Annotated in this window: 22 protein-coding genes; 12 read left to right on the forward strand and 10 right to left on the reverse strand. The window is 74.6% G+C overall.

The genetic code is table 11. The features are described from left to right. Window positions 1-28 precede the first annotated feature (28 nt). The gene (locus ACWIYF_RS23540) at window positions 29-850 is read right to left on the reverse strand and encodes a formate/nitrite transporter family protein (RefSeq protein ID WP_448625242.1); all 822 of its coding nucleotides are present in this window, start codon (window positions 848-850) and stop codon (window positions 29-31) included. Window positions 851-895: 45 nt separating this feature from the next. Between ACWIYF_RS23540 and ACWIYF_RS23545 the strand changes: the two genes are divergently transcribed. Both ACWIYF_RS23545 and ACWIYF_RS23550 read left to right on the forward strand, forming a co-directional pair. Then, a complete protein-coding gene (locus ACWIYF_RS23545; RefSeq protein WP_448625243.1) occupies window positions 896-1603 on the forward strand; it encodes a monooxygenase in 708 nt (235 codons plus the stop codon). 212 nt (window positions 1604-1815) lie between these two features. After that, window positions 1816-2253 carry a protein-tyrosine phosphatase family protein gene (locus ACWIYF_RS23550; RefSeq protein ID WP_448625244.1) on the forward strand — a complete coding sequence of 146 codons (438 nt, stop codon included), beginning with the start codon at window positions 1816-1818 and terminating at the stop codon, window positions 2251-2253. Window positions 2254-2283: 30 nt separating this feature from the next. Here ACWIYF_RS23550 and ACWIYF_RS23555 read toward each other — a convergent pair whose 3' ends face one another. The 4 genes from ACWIYF_RS23555 to ACWIYF_RS23570 form a co-directional block, all read right to left on the reverse strand. Further along, window positions 2284-2784 carry a hypothetical protein gene (locus ACWIYF_RS23555; protein WP_448625245.1) on the reverse strand — a complete coding sequence of 167 codons (501 nt, stop codon included), beginning with the start codon at window positions 2782-2784 and terminating at the stop codon, window positions 2284-2286. Window positions 2785-2846: 62 nt separating this feature from the next. Next, a complete protein-coding gene (locus tag ACWIYF_RS23560; protein ID WP_448625246.1) occupies window positions 2847-3980 on the reverse strand; it encodes a serine hydrolase domain-containing protein in 1134 nt (377 codons plus the stop codon). Window positions 3981-4022: 42 nt separating this feature from the next. Next, window positions 4023-4739, reverse strand: a complete 717-nt coding sequence (locus ACWIYF_RS23565; protein WP_448625247.1) for an FAD-binding oxidoreductase — start codon at window positions 4737-4739, stop codon at window positions 4023-4025. Continuing rightward, window positions 4732-5340: a sulfite oxidase-like oxidoreductase gene (locus ACWIYF_RS23570; protein ID WP_448625248.1), complete on the reverse strand. Its 609-nt coding sequence runs from the start codon at window positions 5338-5340 to the stop codon at window positions 4732-4734. The genes ACWIYF_RS23565 and ACWIYF_RS23570 overlap by 8 nt, the downstream gene beginning before the upstream one ends. A gap of 183 nt (window positions 5341-5523) precedes the next feature. Between ACWIYF_RS23570 and ACWIYF_RS23575 the strand changes: the two genes are divergently transcribed. The 4 genes from ACWIYF_RS23575 to ACWIYF_RS23590 all read left to right on the forward strand — a co-directional run bounded on the left by ACWIYF_RS23575 (window position 5524) and on the right by ACWIYF_RS23590 (window position 9650). After that, window positions 5524-6186, forward strand: a complete 663-nt coding sequence (locus ACWIYF_RS23575) for a succinate dehydrogenase cytochrome b subunit (RefSeq protein WP_448625249.1) — start codon at window positions 5524-5526, stop codon at window positions 6184-6186. 9 nt (window positions 6187-6195) lie between these two features. After that, window positions 6196-8142, forward strand: coding sequence for a fumarate reductase/succinate dehydrogenase flavoprotein subunit (locus ACWIYF_RS23580; RefSeq protein ID WP_448625250.1), 1947 nt, complete (start codon window positions 6196-6198; stop codon window positions 8140-8142). Between the two features lie 2 nt (window positions 8143-8144). After that, entirely contained in the window at window positions 8145-8936 is a 792-nt protein-coding gene (locus tag ACWIYF_RS23585; protein ID WP_448628795.1) for a succinate dehydrogenase/fumarate reductase iron-sulfur subunit, read from the forward strand. 159 nt (window positions 8937-9095) lie between these two features. Next, window positions 9096-9650 carry a PaaI family thioesterase gene (locus tag ACWIYF_RS23590; protein ID WP_448625251.1) on the forward strand — a complete coding sequence of 185 codons (555 nt, stop codon included), beginning with the start codon at window positions 9096-9098 and terminating at the stop codon, window positions 9648-9650. Between the two features lie 24 nt (window positions 9651-9674). On the opposite strand, the gene ACWIYF_RS23595 is transcribed toward ACWIYF_RS23590, so the two are convergent. Then, the gene (locus ACWIYF_RS23595; RefSeq protein ID WP_448625252.1) at window positions 9675-11969 is read right to left on the reverse strand and encodes a putative bifunctional diguanylate cyclase/phosphodiesterase; all 2295 of its coding nucleotides are present in this window, start codon (window positions 11967-11969) and stop codon (window positions 9675-9677) included. 240 nt (window positions 11970-12209) lie between these two features. On the opposite strand from ACWIYF_RS23595, the gene ACWIYF_RS23600 reads away from it, so the two are divergent. The 6 genes from ACWIYF_RS23600 (at window position 12210) to ACWIYF_RS23625 (ending at window position 18893) form a co-directional block, all read left to right on the forward strand. Next, window positions 12210-13763: a S8 family serine peptidase gene (locus ACWIYF_RS23600; protein ID WP_448625253.1), complete on the forward strand. Its 1554-nt coding sequence runs from the start codon at window positions 12210-12212 to the stop codon at window positions 13761-13763. A gap of 103 nt (window positions 13764-13866) precedes the next feature. Next, the gene (locus ACWIYF_RS23605) at window positions 13867-16425 is read left to right on the forward strand and encodes a putative bifunctional diguanylate cyclase/phosphodiesterase (RefSeq protein WP_448625254.1); all 2559 of its coding nucleotides are present in this window, start codon (window positions 13867-13869) and stop codon (window positions 16423-16425) included. 63 nt (window positions 16426-16488) lie between these two features. Then, a complete protein-coding gene (locus ACWIYF_RS23610; RefSeq protein ID WP_448625255.1) occupies window positions 16489-16878 on the forward strand; it encodes an MmcQ/YjbR family DNA-binding protein in 390 nt (129 codons plus the stop codon). 33 nt (window positions 16879-16911) lie between these two features. Next, window positions 16912-17892, forward strand: a complete 981-nt coding sequence (locus ACWIYF_RS23615) for a magnesium transporter CorA family protein (protein ID WP_448625256.1) — start codon at window positions 16912-16914, stop codon at window positions 17890-17892. A 136-nt stretch (window positions 17893-18028) separates the two neighbouring features. After that, window positions 18029-18646 carry a TasA family protein gene (locus ACWIYF_RS23620; RefSeq protein WP_448625257.1) on the forward strand — a complete coding sequence of 206 codons (618 nt, stop codon included), beginning with the start codon at window positions 18029-18031 and terminating at the stop codon, window positions 18644-18646. Next, window positions 18627-18893 carry a hypothetical protein gene (locus ACWIYF_RS23625; protein ID WP_448625258.1) on the forward strand — a complete coding sequence of 89 codons (267 nt, stop codon included), beginning with the start codon at window positions 18627-18629 and terminating at the stop codon, window positions 18891-18893. The genes ACWIYF_RS23620 and ACWIYF_RS23625 overlap by 20 nt, the downstream gene beginning before the upstream one ends. Here ACWIYF_RS23625 and ACWIYF_RS23630 read toward each other — a convergent pair. Genes ACWIYF_RS23630 through ACWIYF_RS23645 form a run of 4 tightly spaced genes read right to left on the reverse strand, consistent with a single transcriptional unit; the run spans window position 18884 to window position 26437 of the window. Further along, window positions 18884-19909, reverse strand: coding sequence for an adenosine deaminase (locus tag ACWIYF_RS23630; protein WP_448625259.1), 1026 nt, complete (start codon window positions 19907-19909; stop codon window positions 18884-18886). The genes ACWIYF_RS23625 and ACWIYF_RS23630 overlap by 10 nt on opposite strands. Continuing rightward, on the reverse strand, window positions 19906-21366 hold the full coding sequence (locus tag ACWIYF_RS23635; protein ID WP_448625260.1) for an MFS transporter: 1461 nt from the start codon (window positions 21364-21366) through the stop codon (window positions 19906-19908). Before ACWIYF_RS23635 ends, ACWIYF_RS23630 begins: the two co-directional genes overlap by 4 nt. A gap of 58 nt (window positions 21367-21424) precedes the next feature. After that, window positions 21425-23401: a DNA/RNA non-specific endonuclease gene (locus ACWIYF_RS23640; protein WP_448625261.1), complete on the reverse strand. Its 1977-nt coding sequence runs from the start codon at window positions 23399-23401 to the stop codon at window positions 21425-21427. 18 nt (window positions 23402-23419) lie between these two features. Continuing rightward, window positions 23420-26437, reverse strand: a complete 3018-nt coding sequence (locus ACWIYF_RS23645; RefSeq protein WP_448625262.1) for an AAA family ATPase — start codon at window positions 26435-26437, stop codon at window positions 23420-23422. Window positions 26438-26441: the final 4 nt, after the last annotated feature.

Below are 26441 nucleotides of genomic sequence, written 5' to 3' on the forward strand. Positions count from 1 at the left end.
GACGGCGAAGTCGCGGGAGGCGCGGCCGTCAGCCACCGTCCGCGGCCACCGCGCGTTCCCGCTCGATGAGCTCCTTGGCCCGGAGCAGCCGCAGGAAGGTGACCACGAGCAGACCGCCGGCCATGTTGAGCAGCGCGGTGTACCAGAACCAGCCCAGCCAGTCGGCGTAGCCGAACGGGGCGCCGGCGTGCAGCGCGCTGAAGATGATCAGCGAGTCCAGGATCGAGTGGAACAGCGACAGCCCGGCCAGCAGGAAGCCGCCGGCGACCGCGGCCACGATCTTCGCCGGGTCCGACGTCGTCCCGTGCTGCATGCGGGTCATCAGCGTCAGCGTGCTGCCGGCCAGCAGCGCCAGGCAGACCGCCCGCAGGTCCAGGGGCGCGTCGACGAACGGCACCGCCGACTCGATCGCCGTGGGCGCCAGCTGGGGAAACGCGGTCATGATGAGCCAGGTCACCAGCCACCCGCCGGCCAGGTTGGCGACCAGCGTGCCGCCCCACAGCTTGGCCAGCTGCGACCACGACGCCCGCCGCGCCACCACCGCCGTCACCGGGACCAGGAAGCCCTCGGTGAACAGCTCGCTGCGGGCCAGCAGCAGCGCGATGAAGCCGATGCTGAACGCCAGGCCAGCCAACAGGTGGCTGCCGGTCTCGGCGAGGACCGCGAACAGCGCGAGCACGCCGGTGGCCACCTCCAGGCCGCCGGCCAGCCCGGTCGAGAGCACTTCGCGCCAGGTGCGGTGCAGCCGCTGGGCACCCTCGCTGACGATCGTGTCGAAGGCCTCGGTCAGCTGGTCCTCGGCCGGGGCGTCGGAGTCGCCGAGCTCAGCGCGGGTGTCATAGGTCGTCACGGCGTAGCCCGGTACCCGTCGGCACCACGGCATAGCCTCGCGGTGGTGGACGGCGACCCGGTGGTGACGCTGCACATGTGGGGCGTGCCGGGCCGCGCGGTGCCCGGCGCGCTGCTGCGCATGGCCGCCGACCGCCGGCCGCTGCGCCGCACGCCCGGCCTGCGCTTCGCCAAGCTGCTGGGCACCGGCAGCGGCCGGACGTTCACCGTCCGGGACGCCGACCCGCGGCGCTGGGCGCTGCTCGCCGTCTGGGACGACGACGCCGCGGCCGGCGCCTTCGCGGACGGTGACGTCGTCGGCCGGTGGCGCCGGCTCGCCGACGAGGAGTGGACCGCGCGGCTGCGCCCGCTCGCCGCCCGCGGCCGCTGGTCGCGGCGGGAGCCGTTCGGCCGGCCCCCGCCGCAGCGGTGGGACGGGCCGGTCGCCGCGCTCACCCGGGCCCGGCTGGTGCCCCGCACGGCGCTGCGCTTCTGGCGCGCCGTCCCGCCGGTGTCGGCCGATCTGCACGAGAGCCCCGGGCTGCGGCTCGCCCTCGGCGTCGGGGAGGCGCCGATCGGCCTGCAGGGCACCTTCAGCGTCTGGGAGTCGGCGGCCGCGCTCAACGCCTTCGCCTACGGCCGGGCGCCGCACGCCGCCGTGGTGGCGCGCACCGCGCGGGAGGGGTGGTACGCCGAGGAGCTGTTCGCCCGCTTCGGGGTGGTGTCGTCCTCCGGCACGGTGACCGGCCGGGACCCGCTGTCCGACATGGTGTGACGGCTGGCCGGGACCGGCCGCCCGCGGCGCGCGGAACGGCACCGTCCTCTGACTTCGCGCGCTGACGAGCGTCACGACGCATCGCTGGAGCGGCCATGCATCGCAAGGGGCGATAGTGGCAACCGTGACCCTGTCCGGCGTCCTCGACCCCGGCGCCGTGGGGATCGGCGACTTCACCCCGGGGAAGCCCGTTGAGCTCGGCTGAGCACGGCATGCCGGCGCCCCTCGAACCGCCGTGGGGCACCGGCACGCCCGGCCTGCTGCGGCTGCCCTCGGGGCGGGTGGTCCGCGGCCGCGGCGTGCGCCGGCCGCTGCCCGACGGCCCGCTCCCCCAGTTCGGCGTCTACCTGCTGGGGCGGGCGCCCGAGGTGGCGTGGGAGTCGGTCTGGGTGCGCTGGCCGGACTTCCGGCTGCCCACCGACCCGGCCGCCGCCCGGGCCGCCCTCGAGCAGGCCTGGGCGCGGGCCGCGACCGAGCGGGTCGAGGTGGCCTGCGGCGGCGGGGTGGGCCGCACCGGCACCGCGCTGGCCTGCCTCGCCGTGCTCGACGGCGTGCCGGCCGACGAGGCCGTGGCCTACGTGCGCGCCCACTACCACCCGCGCGCCGTCGAGACGCCGGGGCAGCGGCGGTTCGTCAGGGCCTTCGGCTGAGCGCCCTCGGCCCGGGGCCCGGCCGGCCGGTCAGGACGACGGCCCGGCGGAGCGGCCCGCGGCGAGGACGGGCACGTCGTCGACGAACGGGATCTTCGTCGAGTACTGCTGGAACAGCTTGACGCCGTCGTCCACGGACAGGTGGCCGAACTCGAGCAGCGTGGACAGCCCCTCCAGCTCCGCCTTCGCCGCCTCGGCGGTGGTGAGCCGGTTGAGGGCGGCCTCGTGCGACTTGGCCAGGTTGCTCATCACCGCGGCGCCGATGGACACCAGGAGCGCGAGCAGGCACAGCGTCCGCCAGACGTAGGAGTCGCTCGAGAGCCCGAAGATCTTCTGGACGCCCTCGGCGAAGGTCTCCCCGCCGACGGCCGGCCCGGCGGTGAAGACCGCGGCCAGCGAGCTGAGCACGATGGCGATGGTGGCCTGCCGCCGGATCCCGGGTCTGTTCGCCCGGAGGAACTGTGCGACGGACGCCCGCCGTGCCTCGATGCGCGCCACCAGGTCCCGCCGCAGCTGGTCGTTCTCGTCCATGGTCGCCTCCCCCGGCGCAGCGTCCTCCTCGCCGGGAGACGGCGACAACCCGTTCCGGAACGTCACACACACCGGTGCACGGCGGCCCAGAACTCGTCGGGCTCGTCGTGCGCGCCGGTCATCATGCGCTGGGTCAGCAGCACGGCGGCGAGGTCGCGTGAGGGATCCACCCAGGCGGTGGTCCCGGTGCCGCCGTCCCAGCCCCACCGGCCGGGCGAGCGCCACGGCCGCACGCGTTCGGTGTCGACGCCGACCTGCAGCCCCCAGGAGCGACCCCGGCCCAGGAACTCCCGGCCGGCCGCCCGCTGCTCCGGGGTCAGGGCGTCGCGGGTCATCGCGGCGGCCGACGCGGCGGAGAGCACCGGCCCGCCGCCGTCGGCGACGGCGCACAGGAAGGCCAGCACCTCGGGGGCCGTGGACACCAGCCCGCAGGACAGGCTCTGGAACCGCGGCCGCCCGGCGAGGACGCCGTCCGGGGGGTCGACGACGTCCAGCCCCCCGTCGGTCGGCCAGTACAGCGGGGGCAGCCGGTGCGGATCGACCGCGCGGAGGCCGGTGTCGGCCAGCCCGAGGGGGCCGGTGACCTCGTCGGCGAGGAGGTCGGCGACGCTGCGGCCGGTCGCGCGGGAGAGCAGGACGGACAGGACGTCGGAGCAGGTGTGGTAGTTCCAGGTCTCCCCCGGCTGTCCGGACAGCGGCAGCTCCCCGAGCCGGGCCAGGTACTCGTCCGGCGAGAGCTCGGGCGGCAGCGCGCTCGGGCCCACGCCGCGGTCGTTCATCGCCTGCTCCAGCGGGCCGAGACCGGGCGCCCAGCCGAGACCGGCGGTGTTGGTGAGCAGGTGCCGGACGGTGATCGGCCGGACCGCGGGCACGGTGTCCTCCAGCGGCCCGCCCCGGCGGGCGGTCACCCGCGGCTCGGCCAGCTCCGGCAGCCACCGGCCGACGGCGTCGTCGAGGCCGAGCACGCCGTCCTCGGCGAGGGCGAGGGTGAGCGCGCCGCCGAACGGCTTGGTCACCGACGCGAGCCGGAACAGGGTGTCCGGCTCCATCGGGGCACGGCCGTCGACGGCGAGCCGACCGCCGGCCAGCACCTCCGTGTCCCCGTCGTGCCGCACCGCGGCGACGAAGCCGGGTAGCCGGCCGGAGTCGACCTGGGCCTGCAGGACGTCGGCCACGGGCCGGAATCTCCGCGTCATGCAGCGAGAGACCTCGCCGCGGCCCGGAAGTCATCGCCGGGCTCAGCCCGACGGACCGAACCGCTCCACGCGGATGTCGTGGTCGGGCACGCCGACGTCGAGCAGCAGCTGGCTGGCCGCCTCGGCGAACCGCGCCGACCCGCAGACGTAGGCGGTGTGGCCCGGCTCCCACAGCGACCGCAGCTCGTCGACCATCAGCCGGGCGGCCGCGCGATCGCCGTAGGGCTCGCGGGTCAGCACGATCAGGGCGCCGGCGTCCATGAGCTCCATGGCGTAAGGCAGCTCGACGAGCGTCCGGCTGGAGACGGCGATGCGCAGGAGGTCGGTGCGGCCCAGCCGGCGGGCGTGGCGCAGCATCGCCAGGAAGGGCACGACCCCGGTGCCGCCGCCGACCAGCAGCGCCGGCGACTCGCCGTCCCAGATGAACCAGCCGCCGATCGGCCCGCGGACCTCCAGCTCGTCGCCGGGCTCGACGACGTCGGCCAGGAAGGTGGAGACCTCGCCCTCGTCCAGCCGCTCCACGAACAGCTCCACCTGCGGGTCCCCGGGAGCGGACGCCACCGAGTAGGAGCGCTGGGCCCGGTAGCCGTCGTCGGCGGTCAGCCGGACCACGTAGTGCTGGCCGGCCAAGTGCTCGACCCGGTCGGGGATGTCGAGCCGCAGCTCCACCGTGCGCGGGATCGGGTGCCGCACGGTGGCGACGGTCGCCGTCCGCCAGCCCCCGCTGGGCGCCGACGGGCGCGTCGCGAGCTCAGTCACCCTGATACCTCTGCTCGCGCCAGGGGTCGCCGCGGTCGTGGTAGCCGTTCTGCTCCCAGAAGCCGGGCTGGTCCCGGTGCATCAGGGTCAGCTTGGTGACCCACTTGGCGCTCTTCCAGAAGTAGAGGTGCGGCACCAGCAGCCGCACCGGCCCGCCGTGCTCGATCGGCAACGGCTTGCCGTCGAACTCCCAGACCACCCAGGCCTTGCCGCCGGTGACGTCCTCGAGCGGGAGGTTGGTGGTGTAGCCGGTCTTCGACGTCGCCATGACGAAGTGCGCGTCGGGCAGCGGCTGCGCCGCCTCGAGCAGGGTGTCGACGCTGACCCCGGCGAACCAGGTGTCGAACTTCGACCAGGTGGTGACGCAGTGGATGGCGCCGCGGTACTCCGAGGGCGGCAGCGCGTGCGCCTCGTCCCAGGTCCACGTGCGGGACTGCGCCACCCCGCCGTCGACGGTGATGCTCCACGTCTCGGGGGCGATCCGGGGCGTCGGCTCGGCGGTCAGCACCGGCCAGTCGCGGCCCACGTCGTACTGGCCCGGGGGCAGCCGCGGGTCGCGCTCGCGCCGGCGGCCGAGGAAGCCGCGGGTGGTTCCGGCCATGTCGGGGTCCTCCTCCGCGCAGGCGGGTCGAGGGACGGACGAACCCTAGCGGTCGAAGGCCGGTAAGGGCGTCCTTACATGAGGTTGATCACCTCGTGTTGACATGGCCGCAACCCCTGCGGCGGCTTAGCGTGAGATCTCGTGGCAACGGTGACTTCTTCGGGCCAACGACGGACCCCGAAGGTGGCGAAGACCAACTCGGTCGCGAAAAAGATCGTCATGGCCGTCAGCGGCATCATCATGGTGCTGTTCCTGATCGCGCACATGATCGGCAACCTGCACGTCTACCAGGGCGCCGAGTCGTTCAACGACTACTCGGAGTGGTTGCGCACGTTCGGTGAGCCCGCGCTCCCACCGCGCACGCTGCTCACGGCCATCGAGGTCGTGCTCGTGGTGTCGGTGGTCGCGCACATGTGGTCGGCCATCTCGCTGTGGCGGCAGGCCCGCGCGGCCCGCCCGGAGCGCTACGCGGTCAAGAAGTCGGTCGCGCAGAGCTACGCCTCCCGGACCATGCGCTGGGGCGGCGTGATCATCATCCTCTTCGTCGTCTACCACATCCTCGACCTCACGTTCGGGGCCGCGAACCCGGCGGGCACGGACTCCACCCCCTACCAGCGGCTGGTGGAGGGCTTCCAGAACCCGATCGTGACCGCCGTCTACGTGATCACGCTGATCCTGCTGGGCATGCACCTGCGCCACGGCATCTGGAGCGCCACGCAGACGCTCGGTCAGAGCAACCGCCGTCGGGAGAAGACGGTCAACCTCTTCGCGCTCGGCTTCTCGGTGCTCCTCATCGCCGGGTACCTGATCGTGCCGTTCTCCGTGCTCTTCGGGCTCGTCGACTAAGGACCTCCATTGCCTCTCGATCTGTTCACCGTCGGCAACCCGATCGCCGACACCAAGGCACCGACCGATGTGCCCATCAACGAGCGCTGGAGCGAGCGCCGCTTCCGCGGCCGCCTGGTCAACCCCGCCAACCGGCGCAAGCTGACCGTCATCGTCGTCGGCACCGGGCTGGCCGGCGGCTCCGCCGCCGCGACCCTCGGCGAGGCCGGCTACAAGGTCAAGTCGTTCTGGTACCAGGACAGCCCGCGCCGGGCGCACAGCGTCGCGGCGCAGGGCGGCATCAACGCGGCGAAGAACTACCGCAACGACGGCGACAGCGTGCACCGGCTGTTCTACGACACGGTCAAGGGCGGCGACTTCCGCTCCCGCGAGAACAACGTGCACCGCCTGGCCGAGGTCAGCGTCAACATCATCGACCAGTGCGTCGCGCAGGGCGTCCCCTTCGCCCGCGAGTACGGCGGCCTGCTCGACAACCGCTCCTTCGGTGGCGCGCAGGTCTCGCGCACCTTCTACGCGCGCGGCCAGACGGGCCAGCAGCTGCTCTACGGCGCCTACCAGGCGCTGGAGCGGCAGATGGCGGCGGGCAACGTGGAGCAGTTCGCGCGCACCGAGATGCTCGACCTGATCGTCGTCGACGGCCGGGCCCGCGGCATCGTCGCCCGCGACCTGGTCAGCGGCGAGATCAGCACCCACTACGCCGACGCGGTCGTGCTGGCCACCGGTGGCTACGGCAACGTCTTCTACCTGTCCACGAACGCCAAGGGCTCCAACGCCACGGCGATCTGGCGGGCGCACAAGCGGGGGGCGTACTTCGCCAACCCCTGCTACACGCAGATCCACCCGACCTGCATCCCGGTCAGCGGCGACTACCAGTCGAAGCTGACGCTGATGAGCGAGTCGCTGCGCAACGACGGCCGGGTGTGGGTGCCCAAGGAGCGCGGCGACACCCGCGACCCCCGGGACATCCCGGAGAGCGAGCGGGACTACTACCTCGAGCGGATCTACCCCTCGTTCGGCAACCTGGTCCCCCGCGACATCGCCTCCCGCCAGGCGAAGAACGTCTGCGACGAGGGCCGCGGCGTCGGCCCCAACGGCCTGGGCGTCTACCTCGACTTCGGCGAGGCGATGCAGCGGCTGGGCCGCAAGGCCATCGAGGCCAAGTACGGCAACCTCTTCGACATGTACGCCCGGATCACCGGCGAGGACCCCTACGAGGTCCCGATGCGGATTTACCCGGCCGTGCACTACACCATGGGTGGCCTGTGGGTCGACTACGACCTGCAGTCGACGATCCCCGGCATGTTCGTGATCGGCGAGGCCAACTTCTCCGACCACGGCGCCAACAGGCTGGGCGCCAGCGCGCTCATGCAGGGCCTGGCCGACGGCTACTTCGTGCTCCCGGCGACGATCAGCGAGTACCTCGCCGACGGCCCGTTCGAGAAGATCGACGACAGCCACCCGGCCGCCGCCGACGCGATCAACGGGGTCAAGGCGCAGATCCACAAGCTGCTGACCATCGACGGCAACCGCAGCGTGGCGTCGTTCCACCGCGAGCTCGGCCGGCTGATGTGGGACCTGTGCGGCATGGAGCGCTCCGAGGAGAGCCTGCGCAAGGCGCTGGACCGGATCCCCGAGCTCAAGCAGGAGTTCTGGACCAACGTCAAGGTCGTGGGCGACTGGAGCTCGTTCAACCAGAACCTCGAGCAGGCCGGCCGGGTCGCCGACTTCATCGAGCTCGCCGAGCTGATGTGCATCGACGCCCTGCACCGCAACGAGAGCTGCGGTGGCCACTTCCGCGCGGAGAGCCAGACCCCCGAGGGCGAAGCGCTGCGCGACGACGAGAACTTCGCCTACGTCGCGGCATGGGAGTGGACGCCGGACGGCCAGCCGCCGGTGCTGCACCGTGAAGCCCTCGAGTACGAGTACGTCCACCTCGCGCAGCGGAGCTACAAGTGACGATGACGGCCCCCGGCCCGCACACGGAACGGCGGACCATGAACCTGACCCTGAAGATCTGGCGGCAGAAGGGTCCGTCGGTCAAGGGCAACCTGGTCACCTACCAGGTCAGCGACATCTCCCCGGACATGTCGTTCCTGGAGATGCTCGACGTCCTCAACGAGAAGCTGATCCTCGACGGCGACGACCCCGTCGCCTTCGACCACGACTGCCGCGAGGGCATCTGCGGCATGTGCGGCGTCATGATCAACGGCATGGCGCACGGTCCCGAGCAGACCACCACGTGCCAGCTGCACATGCGCTCGTTCAAGGACGGCGACACGATCGTCATCGAGCCCTGGCGGTCGCGGGCCTTCCCCGTGATCAAGGACCTCGCCGTCGACCGGCGGGCGTTCGACCGGATCATCCAGGCCGGCGGCTACATCAGCGCCCCGACCGGGACCGCGCCCGAGGCGCACTCCATCCTGGTGGACAAGAAGTCCGCGGACGCGGCCTTCGACGCCGCGACCTGCATCGGCTGCGGCGCCTGCGTCGCGGCCTGCCCGAACGGCTCGTCGATGCTGTTCACGGCGGCCAAGGTCACCCACCTCGGGCTGATGCCGCAGGGCCAGCCGGAGCGCAACGACCGGGTGATCAACATGGTGGCCCAGCAGGACCGCGAGGGCTTCGGCGGCTGCACCAACATCGGCGAGTGCTCGGCGTCCTGCCCCAAGGGCATCTCGATGGAGACGATCTCCCGGCTCAACCACGACCTGCTCGGCGCGCTGCGCGCCGGCGCACGGCCCAAGAGTTGAAGGACCCGCCTGCCCCCACCCCTCGCACGCTCGGGGCGGGACCCTGCAGGCGGGCCGACCAGTACGTGCGCGGGCGGAGATCCCTTCGGGGGTCCCCGCCCGCTCGCGTTCCAGCCCCCCGGGTGGCGTCCGCTGAGTTCAATGTGCGAACCTAGATCCATGACGGCTGAGATCGCCCCCGACCTGTCCCCCGCCGCCGAGTTCCCCGCGGCATGGGGAGAGGCCCGCTCACGCACGGTGGCCTGGCACGACCCGCGGATCACCGCCGCAGGCGCCCTCGAGCGCTCGGGCCTGGAGACCCTGCAGGCGATCCGGGACGGCGTGCTCCCGCCGCCGCCGATCGCGCTGCTGATGCAGATGGACATCGTCGACCTCGCCGAGGGCCGGGTCGAGTTCGGCTGCCGGCTGGACGAGTCGGTCTACAACCCGATCGGCGTCGTCCACGGCGGGCTCGTGTGCACGCTGCTCGACACGGTGGCCGGGTGCGCGGTGCACACGACGCTGCCGCAGGGGCTCGGCTACACCTCCATCGAGCTCAAGGTGAACTACCTGCGGCCGGTGCACGCCACCAGCGGTCCGCTGACCGCGATCGGCACCGTGGTCAAGCCCGGGCGCCGGGTCGCCTTCGCGGAGGGCGAGGTCCGCGACGCCGCCGGCCGCACGGTGGCCACGGCGTCCAGCTCGCTGCTGGTCTTCCCCATCCCCACCACCTGACGGGCTTTCGGTACAGAAAGCCCGTCAGGAGGCGACGGCGGCGGGCGAATGGTCGGCCAGCCAGGCCCACAGCGCGTCCGGCGGCAGCGGCCGGCTCAGGTGGTAGCCCTGGACGATGTCGCAGCCGAGGAAGGTCAGCGCGTCGAGGGTGGCCTGGTCCTCGACCCCCTCGGCGACGAAGGTCAGCCCCATCGCGTGGGCGAGCTGCAGCGTCGAGGTGACGATCGACTCCGCCCGCGGGCTGCCGGCCATCTCGCCGACGAAGGCGCGGTCGAGCTTCAGCTCGGTCACCGGCAGCGTGGCCAGGTAGGCGAGGCTGGAGTAGCCGGTGCCGTAGTCGTCGATGGCCACGCCGACGCCGGCGTCCCGCAGCCGGGCGAGGACCCGCTCGGCCCGCTCGCGGTCGGCCATGAGCAGGCTCTCGGTCACCTCGAGGACCAGCACGCCGGAGGGCACGCCGTGCGTGGCCAGCAGGCGCGCGACCTCGTCCGGGAACTGTTCGTCGACCAGGTTGGAGGGACTGACGTTGACCGCCACCGTCAGCCAGCGGCCCTGGTCGGCCCACGCGCGGCACTGGGCCAGCGCCAGCTCGATGACCCGGGTGGTCAGCGGGCCCATGAGCCCGGCGGACTCCGCGAGCTCGATGAACTGGTCGGGGAAGACCAGGCCGCGCGTGGGGTGCTGCCAGCGCACGAGGGCCTCCACGCCGTCGACGTCACCGGTGGCCAGCGCCAGCTTGGGCTGGTAGTGCAGGACCAGCTGGTCCTCGGCGATCGCCTGGCGCAGCTGGGCGACGTCCTCCAGCCGGTGCCGGCCGGAACCGTCGCGGGCCTCGTCGTAGACGGCGGCGCCGGACCGGGCCCCCTTGGCGGAGTACATCGCCAGGTCGGCCAGCTGCAGCAGCTCCTCCGCCGACGACGCGTGGCCGGGACCCACGGCGATGCCGAAGCTGGCGTCGACGGTCAGCCCCATGCTGCCGTGGCGGAACGGCCGCTGCAGCTCGCTGCGCAGCCGGCCGGCGAGGGCGAGCGCGCCGTCGGCGTCGAGGTCCTCGGCGAGGACGACGAACTCGTCACCACCCAGCCGGGCGAGCAGGTCACCGGACCGCAGCAGGCCGGCCAGGCGGGGCCCGACCTGGCGGAGCACCGCGTCGCCCGCGGCGTGGCCGAGGGAGTCGTTGATCTCCTTGAACCGGTCGAGGTCGATGATCAGGACGGCGAACGACCCACCGGAGGCCAGCCGCTCGTCGGCCGCCTCGAGCGCCTCGTACACGGTGCGCCGGTTGGCCAGGCCGGTGAGCTCGTCGGTGCGGGCCTGCCGGCGGCTGTCGGCCAGCGCCCGCACGTCGCGGAAGGTCAGCGCGGTGCGCGCCAGCGCCGCGAGGACGGCGCCGAGCCCGAGCACACCGGCGACCGGGTCGCCCCCGTTCTGGTAGCCCTGGAAGAGCAGGCCGAGCGCGGCGAAGGCGCAGGCGGCCGGGACGACGAGCGCGGTCATGCCCTCGGGCCGGCCGGGCTCCCCCTCGCCGGAGGGCAGGCAGGCGGCGACGCCGAAGCAGACGAACGCCAGGCCGTAGCCGGCATCCAGCGAGCCGGCCTGGTAGCCGCCGTGCACGACCGAGTAGGCGAAGAGGGTGTCGGTCGCGGCGAAGATGACCATGCCGCCGGCCAGCCACCACCAGCAGCCGCCGGCCGCGCGCCCGACGATGACCAGTGCGCCGCCGACCAGGACCAGCAGCAGCAGGTCCGCGATCGGATAGGCGGCGCCGGCCAGGACGACGGCGACGCTGCCCCCGGTCAGGCGCAGCGAGGCGCCCAGGGCGAACGCGGCCGCGAACGCCGCCGCGGTGAGTCCGGTGACCACGCCGTCGAGCAGCATGCTGGGGGTCAGCCGCTGGACCCGGGCGCGCAGCATCAGGAACACCGCCGCGTACGCCAGCGGGTAGAAGGCGATGAACCCCGCGTCGGCCCACGAGGGCCGCGGGACGACGTCGGCGCCGGCGTAGAACACCTGGTGCACGAGCGCTCCGCACAGGTAGGCGCCCACGCCGGCGGCGAAGCAGAGCCAGGCGGCGCGATCCCGGCCGCCTCCTCGCGCGCGGACGACCAGGACGACCACCAGGCCGACCATGAAGAGGATCTTGCCGCCGCCGGCCATCAGCGCGACGACGCCCGTGGCGTCCAGCGCGCTGGCCAGCAGGCAGAGCAGGTAGGTCCCGCCGAACACGCCGGCGAGCGCGCGCACACCGAGCAGCGACCGGTCGGCTCCCTGCCGCCGGCCCCGTTCTCCCCGGAGGACGCCGAAACGCATCAGGACCATGCGAACAGCGATCGGCCGCTCCCCCACCGTCCTTCAGTCGCCCGGCCGCCGGTTTCCTCCCGAGGGGGGAGAAGAGCGGGAACCGCCCCGGCCTCGCTCGGCAGGGTGATTCCCGGCGAAGCCTGATGACACGCACTGTTGTGAATGCGCTACTAAGCGTGCTGCCCATGGACCGGGTGGCGTTGTGCCCTCACGGAGAAAGCGCAGGCAGTCCATGACGATCTACACCGGAGCGCGGCCATGAGCCGCGGCATCCCCGGCCGCACCCTGCGCGCGCTCACCGCTCTCACCACCGGTGCACTGGCCTCCGTCGTGCTCGCCGCGCCTGCGGAGGCCGCCGACCTCGGCTACGACACCAGCGGCAAGGGGGCGCTGTTCAACATCGCGCAGGTCGTGGGCGCGCACGCCTCGTACACCGCCGGGTACACGGGTAAGGGTATCGGCGTCGCGCTCATCGACACCGGCGTCAGCGAGGTGCCGGGGCTCGACACCGGCAACGTCTGGCACGGCCCCGACCTGTCCTTCGACAGCCAGTCCCCCGAGCTGGCGCACCTGGACGCCTACGGGCACGGCACCCACCTGGCGTCGGTCATCGCCGGACGCGACCAGGCCGGGACGCCGGCGTCCTACCTCGACCCCACCCGGTTCACCGGCATCGCGCCCGACTCCACGCTGGTCAGCCTCAAGGTCGGCGCCCACGACGGCGCCGTCGACGTCAGCCAGGTGATCGCCGCGATCGACTGGGCCGTCGAGCACCGCAACGACCCGGGGCTCAACATCCGGGTCATCAACCTCTCCTACGGCACCGACTCGAGCCAGGACCCGGCCGTCGACCCGCTGGCCTTCGCCGTCGAGAACGCCTGGAAGCACGGCATCGTCGTCGTCGCCGCCGGCGGCAACGACGGATCGTCGACGTACTCCCTCGCCAACCCGGCCCGGGATCCGTACGTGGTCGCGGTCGGCGTCGACGACAGCAAGGGCACGGTCGACACCCGCGACGACGACGTCCCTGCCTGGGGTACCCGCGGGACCAACCAGCGCCACGTGGACGTCGTCGCGCCGGGGGTCTCCGTGGTGGGCCTGCGCGTGCCCAACGGCTACGCCGACCTGCAGCACCCGGAGTCCCGCGTGGGCAGCCGGTTCGCCAAGGCGTCGGGTACCTCGCAGGCCGCCGCGGTGGTCAGCGGTGAGGTGGCACTGCTCCTGCAGGAGAACCCGGCGCTCACGCCCGACCAGGTCAAGCAGAAGCTGATGACCACGGCCGAGTCCGTGCCGCGGGAGAGCAACCAGTACCGCGGCAACGGCGTCGCCGACGCCCGGATCGCCCAGGTGGCCGGCGACAACGCCGCCCGTCAGTCCGTGGCCTTCTACGGCACCGGCACCGGCTCGCTCGAGGCGGCGCGCGGCTCGTCGCACGTCTCCGACGGGGTGGCGCCGATCTCCGGCGAGGTCGACATCTTCGGCAACGCCTGGGACGGCGCCGCGTGGGCCGCGGCCACCGCGAACGAGACCGTCTGGGACGGCGGCACCTGGCGCGGCCTGCCGATGACCGGCGACGGCTGGGACGGCCGGACCTGGCGCTCCGCCGACTGGTCGGGCCAGTCGTGGACCGGGCAGAGCTGGACCGGGCTGCGGTGGACCGGGCTGCGGTGGACCGGGCAGTCCTGGACCGGGCAGAGCTGGACCGGGCAGAGCTGGACCGGGCAGTCCTGGACCGGGCTGCGGTGGACCGGGCAGTCCTGGACGGGGCAGAGCTGGCGCAGCGCCGACCTGGCCAGCGTGGGCTGGAGCTGACACCTCCCCGATCACCCCTCCGGGGTGCCCGGGCCCGGCAGGGGCGGGTGGAACTTCAGGTTCCGCCCGCCCCTGCCGACGTCTCGGTGAGGAGGTGACGCAGATGCCGACGACGACCACGCCCGGCCGGGGTGCCGCCGGTGGCCTCCGCCTGCGCCGGGAGTCCCTCCTGGTGCTGGGCACGGTGGCCGTCCTGCTCGGGATCGCCGCGGCCCTGGCGCCGACCGTGGCCGAGACGGCCCCCTTCCTGCCGGGCACCGCCGTCCCGTGGTGGGCCCTGGCGCTGGCGTTCGCGGCCACCGAGGTCTCGGTCCTCACCATCCAGGTCAACCGCGAGGCGCGGTCGGTCTCACTGAGCGAGCTGCCCCTCGTCCTGGGGCTGTTCTTCGCCTCCCCGCTGGCCCTCGTCGCCGGGCGGGTGATCGGCTCCGCCGCGGCCCTGGTCCTCAAGCGCCGGGCGCCCGTCCTGAAGACCACGTTCAACCTGGCGCTGTTCACCGCCGAGACGGCGGTCGCGGTCGCGATCTTCCGCGTCCTCGCGCCCACCGGCGCCGACGGCCTGCACCCCTGGACCTGGATCGCCGCCTACGCCGGTGCCTTGGTGGCCAACATCCTGGGCGGTCTGGCCATCGGCGTCGTCATCTCCATCTACGACGGCGGACTGCGCCCGGTCCGGCTGGCCCGCGACGCGGTGAGCGCCGCGGCCACCGCCCCCATGGTGGTGACGCTCGCCCTGGTCGCCGTCACCAGCCTGTCGGCCGCCGTCGAGAGCGCCTGGCTGCTCGTCGCGTTCGGCGCCCTCATCCTGCTGGCCTACCGCGGGTACGCCTCGCTGGCCGACCGCCACCTCAACCTGGAGCGGCTCTACCGGTTCAGCCAGGCGGTGACCAGCGCGCCGGAGATCGACGGCGTCCTCACCAGCGTGCTCGGCGAGGCCAAGGAGCTGCTGCGCTCCGAGCGCGCGTCGGTCGGGTTCGTGTCCGAAGGGGGGCACGTCGCCCGCGTGCGGCTGGGTGCCGGCAACCGGCTGTTCCGCACCGAGGAGCCGCCGAACGACGTGGACGCCTGGCTGCTCCGGCGGGTCGTCGAGGACGGCGAGTCCCAGCTCTTCGCCCGCGGCAGCCGGGACCCCGCCGTCCGCCGGCTGCTCGACCAGCACGCGATGCGCGAGGCCGTCGCGGTGCCGCTGCGCGGGGCCGCCGGCGTCATCGGCGTGCTGCTCGTGGCCGACCGGCTGGGCGACGTCCGCACCTACGACCACGGCGACGTCCTGCTGCTCGAGACGGTCGCCAACCACGCCGGCGTCGCCCTGCAGAACGGGCAGCTCATCGGCCAGCTCAGGCACGACGCCCAGCACGACGCGCTCACCGGCCTGCCCAACCGGGCGTTCCTGCAACGCGCCCTGACCGGCGCGCTCGACGCCGTCGCCGCCGGCGGCTCCCCCGGTGCCGCCGTCATGATCCTCGACCTCGACGAGTTCAAGGGGGTCAACGAGACCCTCGGCCACCAGCAGGGCGACCGTCTCCTCGTCGAGGTCGGCGCACGGCTGACCACCGCGGTCGGCACGGCGGGCACCGTCGTCCGCCTCGGGGGCGACGAGTTCGCCGTCGTGGTGCCCGGCACGGCCGACGAGGACCGCGTCCTGCACCTCGGCCGCCGCATGGTGCGGGCGCTCGAGCAGCCGGTCGCGCTCGACGGGCTCGAGGTGGAGATCGGCGCCTCCGTCGGCGTGGCCCTTGCGCCGCTGCACGGCACCGATCCGGCCACGCTGCTCAAGCGGGCGGACCGGGCGATGTACGACGCCAAGATCTCGACCCGCCGGCTGCGGCTCTACGAGCCCGAGCTCGACAACGAGAACCCCCGCCGGCTGACCCTCGTCTCGGCGCTGCGCACCGCCCTGCAGGACGGCGGCATCTCCGTGGTCATCCAGCCCCAGGCCCGGCTCGCCACCGGCGAGGTGGTCGGCGGCGAGGCACTGGTCCGCTGGGACCACCCGGAGCTGGGCCCCGTCTCCCCCGACGAGTTCATCCCGGTCGCGGAACGCAGCGGCCTCATCGGCCCGCTCACCACGCTGGTGCTCGACTCCGCGCTGGCCGCCTGCGCGCAGTGGCGGGCCGCCGGCGCCGACTTCGGCGTCGCCGTCAACCTCTCCGCGCGCAGCCTGCACGACGCCGATCTGGTCGACGAGGTCGCGCGTCTGCTGCGCCGGCACGGCGTCCCGGCCGGCCGGCTGACCCTCGAGGTCACCGAGAGCTCGGTCATGGCCGACCCCGCCCGCGCGGTCGCGCTGCTGCACCAGCTGCGCGACCTCGGCGTCCGCCTGTCCGTCGACGACTTCGGCACCGGCTACTCCTCGCTGTCCTACCTCAAGCGGCTGCCGGTGCACGAGGTGAAGATCGACCGCAGCTTCGTGAGCGGGCTGCGCGAGCAGGGCGAGGACGTGGGCATCGTGCGGGCCATCGTCGACCTCGGCCGGCACCTCGGCCTGGAGGTCGTCGCGGAGGGCGTCGAGGACGCCGACACCCACGAGATGCTGGTGGACATGGGCTGCGACCTGGTGCAGGGCTGGCACCTGGCCCGGCCGATGCCGCCCGGGGAGTTCCTGCCGTGGCTGGCGACCCGTGCGCACACGGCCCGGCGACGGGGGCTGCGCGTCGTCTGACACTCGCGGCGGCGCTCGCGCGTGCCAGCATGCGCGGGACCGCTCCGAGCGAGGGAGAGAGCCGTGGCGACCTGGGACGACGTCCGCCGCGCCTGCGCGGCGCTGCCCGAGACGAACGAGAGCCTCTCCGGCGAGGGCACCCGGCAGTGGCGGGTGAAGGACAAGCTCATCGTCTGGGAGCGCCCGCTGCGCCGCCGCGACCTCGAGGAGCTCGGGGCCGCCGCACCCGACGGCTCCGTCCTCGGCGCGCGGGTCCCCGACGAGGGCGCGAAGTTCGCGTTGATCGCCGAGGAACCCGGCGTCTACTTCACGACGTCCCACTTCGACGGCTACCCGGCGGTCCTCTGCCGGCTCGACGCGCTCGACCCCGCCGGGCTGGAGGAGCTGGTCACCGAGGCCTGGGCCTGCCGGGCCCCGAAGCGGCTGCTCGCCGAGCACCGCCCCGGCGACTAGGTTGCCCGCATCCACGACGGCGCTGGGGGCGCGATGGAGGTCCGGCTGCTCACCGCCGACGGCGTCCGCGCGGCCAAGCCGGGAGACCTCCCGGACCTGCTCGCCGCCGGGACCGGCGTCGTGTGGGTCGACGTGCCGGAGGGCGATCCGGATGCCGCCGGCGTGCTCACCGACGTCTTCCGGTTCCACCCCAAGGCCGTGGCGGACAGCCTGGGCCGCAGCCCGGTGCCGAAGGTGCACGTCTACGCCGACCACGTCTTCGTCGTCCTGCACGCGCCCGAGCCGGGACGGGGCGGCCACATCCACTACGTCGAGCTCGACCAGTTCGTCAGCGAGCGGTACGTCGTCACCGTGCACGGGCCGGTGAACCCCGCCGTCCCTCCCGCGGCGATGCTGGTCGAGACCGAGGCGGTCGCCGCCCGCGTGGCGGGCGGGCGGTTCCGGCCCGCCTCGGGCTACCAGCTGTCCACCGCGATCGTCGCGGCGCTCACCGGGCGGATGCGCGAGCACGTCAGCGCCCGGACGGCCGAGGTGTGGCAGTTCGAGCAGCGGGTCACCGCCGACCACTTGGCCGACCCCGAGCAGTTCCTCGACGGGATGTTCCGCGTGCGGCACGGGCTGCTCAGCGTGCGGACCATGGCCGCGCAGAGCGCGGAGGTCTACGGCCGGATGCACGCCCTGGCGGTGTACGGCCCCGAGGGGCAGCGGCTGCTGGACGACAACGTCGACCAGTTCCGCCGGATCGCCACGATGGCCCGCAGCCAGGAGGACTACCTGCAGGGCGTGATCGAGTTCTACCAGACCCGCACCAACACCAAGATGACGATCGCGGCCGAGCGGCTGGCGGTCATCGCCGCGGTCACCCTGCCGATCACGGCGCTCTCCTCGGTCATGGGCATGAACGTGATCGTCAACAGCAGCACCCACTGGGTCACGCTGGGGGTCCTGCTGGTGATCATGGCCATCTCGTCGGTGCTGCTGCTGGTCTGGGCCAAGCGGCACGGCTGGTGGTGACCCCTGCGGGAGGGGCACCGCGAGCTTGCGGAGATCTTGCGGCTTCCTCGCGGGGAGGATGCGGTCCGGGGCCGAGAGTCCGATCTGCCGGCTGGCACCCGCCGGGCGGAGCGGATCGGAAAAGGAGCACATCGGCATGCGGATCAATCGTCCCGGGCGGGCGCGCACCGCCCGGAAGGTGGCCGGTTCGGTCGCCGTCCTCGGCGTCGCCGCCGCGGTGGCCGGCCTCGGCACCTACAGCACGTTCACCGACAGCACGAGCCCGGTGAACACCGGCGTCGCGACCGGCGTCCTGTCCCTCTCGCTCAACGACGGGAACGGCGCCGCCGCGGTCCAGCCCTTCCCGGGCGGCGGCCTCATGGCCGGCGACTCGGTGACCCAGGCGCTCGACCTGGTCAACGACGGCAGCACGGCCTTCGGCTCCGTCACGATGAAGATGTCGGCGACCGCGTCGACCATCCTCGACACCGACACGACCACCGGCCTGCAGCTGTCCGTCAAGTCCTGCTCGGTCGCCTGGAGCGGCTCGGGCGCCTCGTCGTCGTGCGCCGGCAGCCAGTCGTCGGTCTACTCCGGCCCGATCGTCATGTCAAAGGCCCTGACCGGCGCGGCCAGCCTCGCCCCGGGTGGGGTCGACCACCTGCTGCTCACCGCGAGCCTGCCCGCCTCGGCCAACGGCTCGGCCTACCAGGGCAAGGCGAGCACTCTCAGCCTGGTCTTCGACGGGGTGCAGCGTGCCGGCGCCGGCCGCTGAGCGCGCGGAGGTCACGTACCTCGCGACGGTGCAGCTGCCCTACCGCGACGTGCGCAGCGCGACGCTGGGCCTGCGGGCCGAGCTGCGGCACCGGGTGTCCGTGGTCGGCGGCGGAGCCCCCGACTGGGACAGCATGGTGCTGCGCGGCCCGGCTCCGGTGGTCGACGGCCGGGGACGGCGGTGGTTCGAGTACACCGCCACCGTCCGCGGCCCGGGGGGAAGGGACGTCGCCGTCCCTCAGGTCTGAGGGACGGCGGCGGCCACCGCGGCCAGGTGCCGCTCCCTGTCCGCGGGCGGCAGGAAGCTGGCCCGGAAGCTGTTCTCGGCCAGACGCCGGCGTTGATCCGGCGTCAGGCCGAGGGCTCGGGTCACCGCCACGACGTTGTCGTGCAGGTAGCCGCCGAAGTAGGCCGGGTCGTCGGAGTTGACGGTGGCGACGAGGCCCGCGTCGAGCATCGCGCGCAGCGGGTGGTCGGCCAGCCGGTCGACGCAGCGCAGCGCCACGTTCGACAGCGGGCACACGGTGAGGGGCACCCGCTCCTCGCGCAGCCGGGCGACCAGCGAGGGATCCTCCACGCTGCGGATGCCGTGGTCGATGCGCTCGGCGCCGAGGCGGTCGAGCGCCGCGGTCACGTACGACGGCGGACCCTCCTCGCCGGCGTGCGCCACCCGGTGCAGCCCCTCGTCGGCGGCCATCGCGAACACCCGCTCGAACAGCTCGGGCGGCCGGCCGGCCTCGGCGCTGTCCAGGCCGACCCCGATCACCAGGTCGCGGTAGGACAGGAGCCGCGGCAGCAGCGCCTCGGCCTCGGCCGGGTCCCGGTCGCGCAGGAAGCAGGCGATCAGCCGGGCGGACAGCCCGTGCCGCTGCTCGGCGGCCCCGAAGGCCTCCCCCAGCCCCTCGAGGACCACCTCGAGCGGCACCCCGCGGGCGAGGTGGGCCTGCGGGTCGACGAACACCTCCGCGTGCCGGACGCCCTGCGCCGCGGCGCGGGCCAGGTAGGCCTCCGCGAGGTCGGTGAAGTCCCGGGGCTCCCGCAGCACGGCCATGAGCTCGTAGTACAGGTCGAGGAAGGACTGCAGGTCGGAGAAGTCGTAGGCGCTGCGCAGCGCGTCCAGCCCGTCGAAGCGCAGCCGGACGCGGTTGCGGGCGGCCAGGCGCAGCGCCAGCTCCGGCTCGAGGGTGCCCTCGATGTGCAGGTGCAACTCGGCGGTCGGCAGCGGCGGGACGTCGTCGGCGGGCACGGTCCGATCCTGGCTCACGCGGCGGCCGGTGCGGGCAGCCGGCGCCGGACGTCGCGCACGGCCACGGCGAGGGCGGCGAGGGTGAACGCGACGCTGACCAGCAGTCCCCGCGCGTAGGCGGAGCCGTAGTCCGCTTCGCGGACCGCTCCGCCGGCCGCGGCACCGGCCGCCGAGGCGTAGAACACCGCGGTGATGACGGCGGCGCCGACGGCGTTGCCGATCCGCTGCGAGGTCTGCAGCATGCCGCCGGCCGTCGACCCGCCGCGGACGTCGACCTCCGCGAGCGACAGCGCCTGGTTGGGCGTGATCACCGCACCGCCGCCCAGGCCGGCGACGAACAGCGCCGGAGCCATGAACAGCGCGACGGAGAACGGACGGACGCTGCCGGCGGAGGCCGCGGCGATCAGCGCGGCCGCGCCCACCCCGAGCCCGAAGAGGACCAGGGCGGCGACGAGCACCCGCCCGCCGGCGCGCGGCAGCAGCCGGCCGGCGATCGGGGCGGCCAGCGCCGCCCCGACGGCGTACGAGGAGGCGGTCAGGCCCGACTGCAGCGGGGTGAAGCCCAGGCCGTCCTGCAGGAACAGCGCCAGCACCAGCGGCGTCCCGGTGTAGGCGCAGAAGAACAGCACCGCCAGGACGACTCCGTCGGCGTAGGAGCGGATCCGGAACAGGTCCAGGTCGACCAGCGGGTGCCCCCGCCGCCGGGCCGGGCCGCGCTCCCACGCCACGAAGCCGGCGAGCACGGCCAGTGCCGGGACGACGAGGACGAACAGCCGGGCGTCGTGGCTCGCGTCGAACTCGACGGCGGGGAACAGCAGCCCGAACACCCCCACGGCCAGCAGCCCCACGCCGGGCAGGTCGAGGGCCGGCGTGTGCGTCCGCGGCGGCGGGTCGGGCAGCAGCCGCCGGCAGAGCAGGAACGCGACGACGCCGATGGGCACGTTGACGAGGAAGCACAGCCGCCAGCCGAACTGCTCGCCGCCGACGGCGATGATCGCGCCGCCCACGACGGGGCCGGTCGCGGTGGCGATGCCCACCGCGGCACCGAGCGCCCCGAACGCCTTGCCCCGCTCGGCCGGCGCGAACAGCTGCTGCACCAGGCCGGACACCTGCGGGTTGAGCAGGCCGCCGGCCAGGCCCTGCAGCACCCGGGCGGCGAGCAGCACCCCGGGCGTCGGCGCGAGACCGACCAGCGCGCTGCAGCCGACGAAGGCGCCGATGCCGAGCAGCAGCATCCGCTTGCGGCCGCGGTCGTCGCCCAGCCGGCCGCCGATGATCGGCACCATGCCGAACGCCAGGGCGTAGCCGGAGACGGTCCACTGCAGCTCGGCCGGGTCGGCGGACAGGCCGCGGCCGATCGAGGGCAGCGCGACGTTGACGATGCTGATGTCGAGCAGGGTCAGGAAGACCGCGGTGATGCACGCGGCGAGAGCCGGCCACCGGCGGGGATCGAGGTCGCCGGCAGCCGAGGTCACCGTTGCATCCTGCAACGCTTGTCTGTGCCGGCGGGGACGGCCCCCGCCGGCAGGATCCCTACAGGACCAGGTCGGCCAGGCGCGCCAGCCCCAGGTACTGCGGCCGGCCGGTCGCTGCCTCGTCCGCCGACCGGGCCAGCGGGTCGGCGTCCGCGTACGCGGCGAGGTCGTAGCCGGTGGCCTCGGCCAGGTCGCGGACGGCGATCTGGAACGTCCGGTAGGCCCCGAGCTCGAAGCCCTCGACGGCCTCCGTGCGGTCGTGCTGCTCGAGCAGCTCCCGGATCAGGTCGCCCTGGCTGAGCAGGTACGCGGTGGCGTGCAGCCCGGTGCCGTCGCCGTTCGGCATGACCACGATTTTCCAGAACTCCCGCGGCGCGACGACGCCGGGCGTGATCTCCGGGTCGTCGTCCCGGACGACCGGGCCGGTGAACACGCACACCCGGAACCCGTGGGTGCGGGCGCTGGTCAGGATGTACTTCTCCAGCCCCAGCCACAGGTCGCTGCCCCGGTTCATCTCCGCGTGCTGGGGTGCGGCGTTGGTGTAGTGGAAGGTGTCGCCGTCCGCCCGGACCGCCAGGGCGGTGGCATCCGCCCGGTCGGCCGCAGCCGGGTCCCAGTTGGGGTCCTCGCGGCGCACCAGGTGCCCCCGGTCGATCTCCGGGTCGTCGAAGTCCGACTCGCGCAGCTGGCTGCCGGCCGGCAACCGGCCGTCGGCGAACCAGCGGTCGTCCCCGCGCTTGATCCGCACGGTGTGGGCGCCGTCGATGTTGACCGCGGTCATCAGCGGCTGGCGCCGGCCGGTGGAGAACCGGACGCCGAAGTGCGTGTACCGCAGCTCGAAGGGCTGCTCGGGGAGCTCGTCGCCGGGCCGGGCGAGGTCGGCCAGCACGGCGTCGGGGAGGCCGGGCCAGGGCGCGGCCAGGCCCTCGCCCAGGAAGCCCGGGTCGTAGCCAGGACGGTCGGCGAGCTGCTCCGGGGTGTGGACGCCGGCCGAGGCCGCCTCGGTGTCGTCGGCCGCCCGCCGCGGCACCGGGATCACCGCCGGGCCCGTGCCCGCCAGCGCCGCCTTGATGCTGCGCACGCCGACCGCGCTGTTCTCCACGCCGTAGACGCCGGCGAAGTGCAGGCCGACGACCCGCCCGGTGTCCAGCGAGATCAGCGGCGACCCGGAGTTGCCGCCGAGGCTGGTGCAGTCGTGCGTGAGCTGGGTTCCGGCGGAGAGCGCCTGCATCACCCGGCCGGGCGCGAAGCGCTTCACGTCGAACAGGTCGTGGAAGTACTGCGCCTGGGCGTCGACGTCGTTGCGGCTGTCGAACGCCGGGTAGCCGATGAGCGCCACGAGGTCCTCCACGCCGGCCTCCTCGTCGGCCAGCGGCAGCGGGTCGGGCAGGCCCTCCCCCACGATCCGCAGCAGCGCGACGTCGGGCGCCGTGTCGTCGGCGAGGTAGACGATCTCCCGGACGGCGAACGGGCGGGCGTCGGTGCGCAGCGACCCGACCTCCTCCTTGAAGTCGAGGTTCACCCCGTACCGGCTGCCGGTGGACGGCGAGCGCAGCAGCACCCCGCGGCCGTCGGCGGCGCGCCGGGCGACGAGCTTGGCGACGTGCCGGTTGGTGGCCACCACGCGGGAGTCGGCGTCGTTGCTGATCACCCAGCCGGTGCCGCCCCAGGCCATCCGGTGGTTGACGAACTCGACCCGGCCGACGGAGAGCACGTCGGCCTCCACGGCCTTGATCCGGGCGTCGGTCCCGGCCGGGAAGTCGGGCAGCGGCTCGAGCTCGACCGCGTCGTTGCGCACGAGCAGCGGCGGGCGGCCGACCCGCTGCACGATGGCCTCCAGGGCGTCGGTGGGTACGACGCTCTCGAGGGGCTCGCGGTCGGCCTCGAGGAGATCCGGCGCCTCCGGCGGGATCACGTCCCGGGCCGCGGCGGGCACCGTGCCCGCGGCGACGGCCGCGCGGACGGCCGCCTCCAGCGCGGGGTTGTTCGCCAGCCGGGCGCGGACGCCCTCCAGCCTGTCCTCGGCGATCGTCATGCGCGCTTCTCCTGTCTTCTACAGCTCCCGGTGGACCAGCAGGACGGCCAGGGCTGGGACGAAGGCCGCGGGCACCCGGCGGCGCAGCAGCACGGCGGCGACGGCGGCCGCGCCCTCCGGAACGGCCTCCCGCGCCGCGAGCAGCGCGCCGGGCAGCCGGCGGGCGACCCGCCCCGTCGGGTCGGGGCGGTCGTCCCCGGTCCAGGCGGCGAGCTGCTCGCGGCTCGCCGCCGCGGGGTCGCCGGCCGCCTCGAGCGCGACCAGCCGGTCGGCGAGGGTGACGTCGAGCGGGCGGGACCAGGCACGCCACGTCGCCGGGGGCGCGCCGTAGGACCACTGGCCCGCGGCGGTCCGGCGCCAGCGCTCGGCGCTCTGGGCGATCAGCCGCAGGTCCGGATCGCGCAGCCGGAACGCCGCCGCGCCGGCCCACTCGGCGAACAGGCCGAGGGCGGCCAGGCCGTCGACCGGCTCGACCGGCTGGGCGGGGCCGGCGGACGGCGGCACGCCCGCCGGCGGCAGGCCGCCGAGCCCGACGAGCCGGCGGTCGGCCGCCGCGGCGTGCCGCTCCGGCGCCGGGTCGCCGCGGACCCGGCCGAGCGTGACCGCGGCGTCGACGTAGGGCGTCAGGACCGCCAGCAGGCGGGCGGACCCCGGCGGCGCGTCCGGGGACACCGGCCCGAGGCGGCGGGCGAGCCGCTCCCCCGCCGCGGCCAGCGCCGGCGCGACGCCGCCCTGGGCCAGCCAGGTCGCCGCCGCGGCGCCGACGGCGTCCGCACCGTGCCACGCCGACGCCCGCGAGGACAGGCCCACCCGCCGCGCGGCGAACCCCAGGGCGCCGTCGCTGAGCTCGGACCGCAGGCCGCAGTAGGCGACGTCCTGGACGACCCGGGCCAGCCGCTCGTCGCGGCCGAGCGCCCGGACGAAGGCGGCGAAGAACAGCTCGGCCCGCATCTCGAGCCGTGGGGCGGCGAGGTGCGCCGGCAGGTCGGCCAGGTCGCCGTCGTCGGGGCGCGGCCGGTCGCGCTCGCCGAGCAGCCGCCGGGCCGCGGTCCACCGGCCGGCCCGCCACAGGAAGGCCAGCGCCGCGTCGGCCACCGCCGAGCGGGGGTCGAGCTCCCGCCCGGCGACGGCCCGCTCGTACACGTAGCCGGCCTCCTGCCAGTCGCCGCGCTCCACGAGCGCGCCCAGCTCCGCCGCCGTCCCGGCCGCCGGCGCACCGCCGGGCACCGGGCCGCCGCGGGCCAGCGACGACCGCTCGCCGCGCGCCCGGCGCACGACGTCCTGGGCCCCCGGCGGGAGGTCGGCGAGGCTGCGCGCGTCGACCCGCCGCAGGACCGCCCGGTCGATCTCCGGCGGCGCCGGGTCACGGCGCATCAGCTGGAGGCGGTGGTACGCGGCCTCGACGGCGGCCCAGGACTCCGGACGCCGGGCGAACCAGCGCGCGGCGGCCCGGTCGATCGCCGCGGCCTGCGCCGGCCGCGTCTCGTACACCCGCCGGAGCAGGAGCCGCCGGACCTCCGGCCGGTACCGGAGGAAGCCGGCGGCGACAGGGTCGGGTGCGACCAGCCAGGTCTGGCCGGCCAGCTGGTCGAACAGCTCCGCGGAGCGGCCGGCCTCGACCCGGCCCAGCCCGACGTGCGGTCCGACGACCTCGGCGAGCACGGCGGCGTCGAACCGGCGGACGACCAGGCCCGGGAGGAGCAGCCGGCGCACCCGCTCGTCGGCGAGGGACGCCCGGGCCCAGCGGCCGAGCAGCGCGGCCTCCGACCGCTCGTGCCGCGGGGAGGTCACCGCCCCCGTCTCCCGGGCCACGGTCGCAGCGACCCGCAGCAGCAGCGGGTTCCCCCCGGCCGCCGTCCGGACGGCGGCCGAGGTCTCGGGAGCGACGTCGAGGGCGGCCAGCACCTGGTCGGCGCCGGCGTCCGGCAGGCCGGCCAGGTCGATCCGCCCGCCGATCCGCTGCGGCGCGCCGTCGAGGGCGTCGCCGCGGCCGGCGGCGAGGACGGCGACCGGGTGCAGGCCGAGCCGGACCAGGACGTCGAGCCAGTCGAAGATGCGGGCCGGATGCGTCTCGCCGCGGGCGCGCAGGGCCTCGAGCGTGTCGAGCACGAGCAGAACCGGCCGGCCCGCGCTGCGCACCTGCTCCCCGATCGCCTGCCCCAGCCGGACCGGCAGCCGTTCGCGGGACCTGCCCTTCAGGCGCAGGGGGCCGGCCGCGGGCGCCCCGGACGCCGCCAGCCGGGCCTCGCGGAGCGCGTGCGTCTCCTGGCCGGTCTCCGCGGCCAGCTGACGGGCGAGCTCGACGGTCAGGCCGGTCCGGTCCTGCGCGTCGAGGCCGGCCCGCTCGAAGTCCAGCCGCACGGCGAGCCAGCGCTGCGGCGCGGAACGGGCCCGGCGGACCGCCTCCTCCAGCAGCGTGGTCTTGCCGAGCCCCGCCGGTCCGCCGAGGAACAGCGCCCGGACCGGTGGGGCGACCGCCGGGGTGCGCAACCAGGCCGCGATCGCGGCGAGCTCGTCGTCCCGGCCGACGACGCCCCCGGCGAGGAGGGTGCTGCGGCGCTCGTCGGCGTCCAGCCGGGCCAGCGCCGCGCGGACGTCGTCGAGCAGGCCGGCGGCCGGCGCCGGCGGGCCGGCCCGGTCGAGGGCGACCGCCAGGCGGGCGAGCGCGTCCCGCGGGCCACCCGCCGCGACGGTGCCGCGGACCGCGGCGGGCGCGCACTCACCCGCGCCGACCAGGGCGTCGAGCAGCTCGCCCGTCTCGCCGTCCGCCGCGCCCAGGCCACGGCGCCAGGCGACCGCGTCGGCGATGCCCCGCCGGTTCTCGACGTCCGCGAGGGCCCACCGCCGCTCGACCCCGCGCATCAGCCAGGCGCCCTGCCGGGTGTCGCACACCCGGGCGAGATGGGCGCTGAGCTCGACCAGGCGGTCGGGGTCCGGAACGCCGCCCTGGACCGCGCGCAGCGCCTCCCCCGGGTCGAACACCCCCGAGAGCGCGGCGTAGTCACGCAGCTCCTGCTCCTGGAGGTCGGGGGCCACGCTG

Source organism: Geodermatophilus sp. URMC 64 (assembly GCF_053502555.1).

What these genes read in the sequence shown, in the direction of transcription:
- ACWIYF_RS23550 (WP_448625244.1), top strand. Translation starts at nt 1,816, where the DNA reads ATGCCGGCGCCCCTCGAACCGCCGTGGGGCACCGGCACGCCCGGCCTG.
- ACWIYF_RS23555 (WP_448625245.1), bottom strand. Translation starts at nt 2,784, where the DNA reads ATGGACGAGAACGACCAGCTGCGGCGGGACCTGGTGGCGCGCATCGAG.
- ACWIYF_RS23560 (WP_448625246.1), bottom strand. Translation starts at nt 3,980, where the DNA reads ATGACGCGGAGATTCCGGCCCGTGGCCGACGTCCTGCAGGCCCAGGTC.
- ACWIYF_RS23570 (WP_448625248.1), bottom strand. Translation starts at nt 5,340, where the DNA reads ATGGCCGGAACCACCCGCGGCTTCCTCGGCCGCCGGCGCGAGCGCGAC.
- ACWIYF_RS23585 (WP_448628795.1), top strand. Translation starts at nt 8,145, where the DNA reads ATGACGGCCCCCGGCCCGCACACGGAACGGCGGACCATGAACCTGACC.
- ACWIYF_RS23590 (WP_448625251.1), top strand. Translation starts at nt 9,096, where the DNA reads ATGACGGCTGAGATCGCCCCCGACCTGTCCCCCGCCGCCGAGTTCCCC.
- ACWIYF_RS23595 (WP_448625252.1), bottom strand. Translation starts at nt 11,969, where the DNA reads ATGGTCCTGATGCGTTTCGGCGTCCTCCGGGGAGAACGGGGCCGGCGG.
- ACWIYF_RS23600 (WP_448625253.1), top strand. Translation starts at nt 12,210, where the DNA reads ATGAGCCGCGGCATCCCCGGCCGCACCCTGCGCGCGCTCACCGCTCTC.
- ACWIYF_RS23605 (WP_448625254.1), top strand. Translation starts at nt 13,867, where the DNA reads ATGCCGACGACGACCACGCCCGGCCGGGGTGCCGCCGGTGGCCTCCGC.
- ACWIYF_RS23615 (WP_448625256.1), top strand. Translation starts at nt 16,912, where the DNA reads ATGGAGGTCCGGCTGCTCACCGCCGACGGCGTCCGCGCGGCCAAGCCG.
- ACWIYF_RS23620 (WP_448625257.1), top strand. Translation starts at nt 18,029, where the DNA reads ATGCGGATCAATCGTCCCGGGCGGGCGCGCACCGCCCGGAAGGTGGCC.
- ACWIYF_RS23640 (WP_448625261.1), bottom strand. Translation starts at nt 23,401, where the DNA reads ATGACGATCGCCGAGGACAGGCTGGAGGGCGTCCGCGCCCGGCTGGCG.